This is a genomic window from Gordonibacter faecis, from assembly GCF_030077735.1.
GTDB classification, from domain to species: Bacteria; Actinomycetota; Coriobacteriia; order Coriobacteriales; family Eggerthellaceae; genus Gordonibacter; species Gordonibacter faecis.
Genome location: NZ_JASJEU010000030.1, coordinates 1 through 1,573, shown reverse-complemented (window position 1 = coordinate 1,573; position 1,573 = coordinate 1). Strand labels below are relative to the sequence as shown.

Sequence of the window (1,573 nt, the reverse complement as noted above, 5' to 3'; positions counted from 1 at the left end):
GGGCGTGCGGCAGAAAGTTGGACCGCCTTGAGGCGGTCCACGACCGATCGAGTGGCCCCGTAGGGGCCGCGAGGAGGGCGCCGTATGTACTCAGAAAGAGAGAAAGTAAGATACGTCGAGATGATGTGGGCCGAAGGACTCACACCCTGCGCTGCAGGACGCAAATGGGGTCTACCGGCACGAGCCACCCTAAGGCAATGGGAAAAGCTCGCCGAAGCTGGAAAGCTGCCTGCCGAGATGCCGAAAAGCCATGTTGCCATCAAGCATGCTAAGCACACTCGCTATCCCAACAAGATAAAAGATGAGGCTGTTCGTCTTTATCGTGCGGGTGAAAAACCCGCTCACATCGCACGGCGACTCGGTATTCTTAAATCTAGCATTATTCCTGGGTGGAGCCGCAAGGCCTTGAAAGACGCTACCATGTCTAAGACGGACACCAAAAGCGCATCCACTAAAACTGACAAGGTCGGTACAAAGGTCAAAGCCATGAGAAAAAGTGCAGAAGAGAAACCCTCCGAAGAAACAGAGGCTCTCAAGGCACAGCTTAATGAAGCGCTACTTGAAGTTGCAGCTTACAAGGAGTTGATGCGCGACCCAAAAGTCGCAAACCCGGCGAGTCTCTCGAAGAGGCAGCTCGTCGGGTTAGGAGAGAAGCTGAGGCGGGACTACGGGTACTCCCTGGTCCAGATCTTGACGTTCTTGGGAATCTCGAAAAGTACCTACCTCTACCACCGCGCTCATCTTAACAACGCCTACGCAAAGAAAGATGCCTTCGAACTCGATGTGGCTGTGGCCTCGGTGTTTATTGAAAGCGGTGCCACTTACGGGTATCGTCGCATCGCAGCAGCCCTCAGCGCAAAGGGCATACGTGCACCTGAGCGCAAGGTGCGCGTGTCTATGGCTCGCCAAGGACTCATCGCTCATTGCTCACGTGCAGAGAAGAAGTGGAGTTCATATGCAGGCGAGGTTTCCGATGCGCCAAACAACCTGTTGCTCGACAAGCACATGCGCCACCGCTTTGTAACTGAGGTGCCCAATGCGCTGTGGCTTACTGACATCACCGAGATGAGGGGGCGTGATGGCAAGATCTATCTGTCTGTCATCGTCGACTGCTTCGACGGCAAAGTAGCAGCGTGGAAGGTGTCGACCAGCCCGAATGCTGAACTTGCTAACTCAACGCTGCTCGATGCAGTAGCGCATCTACAGCCTGGACAGCATCCCATCATCCACTCAGATCGAGGAGGTCATTACCGCTGGCCTGGGTGGATACGTATATGTAATGAAGCGGGACTCGTGCGCTCGATGTCGCGCAAAGGGCACAGCCCCGACAACGCAGCATGCGAGGGCTTCTTCGGTAGAGCAAAGGTCGAGTTGTTCCACTCTCTGGTTCGTGCCGGCGCGACTGTTGCCGAGCTTCTCAAGGCTATTGAGCGCTATATGACGTGGTACAATCAAAATCGTCTTAAGACGTTCAAAAGAAACGGCAAGAAGATATCCTGCGAAACCATCGCAGGCCGCCGTAGAAGACTCGGGCTGGTAGCCTGAGTAAGTCCAAGAATCCTGCCGCACGCCC

Annotated in this window: 1 protein-coding gene; it reads left to right on the top strand. The window is 54.9% G+C overall.

Translation table 11 applies throughout. The annotated features are described in order from the left end of the window. The first annotated feature begins 84 nt into the window (after positions 1-84). Positions 85-1,545, top strand: a complete 1,461-nt coding sequence (locus QNJ86_RS13815; protein ID WP_283833232.1) for an IS3 family transposase — start codon at positions 85-87, stop codon at positions 1,543-1,545. Positions 1,546-1,573: the final 28 nt, after the last annotated feature.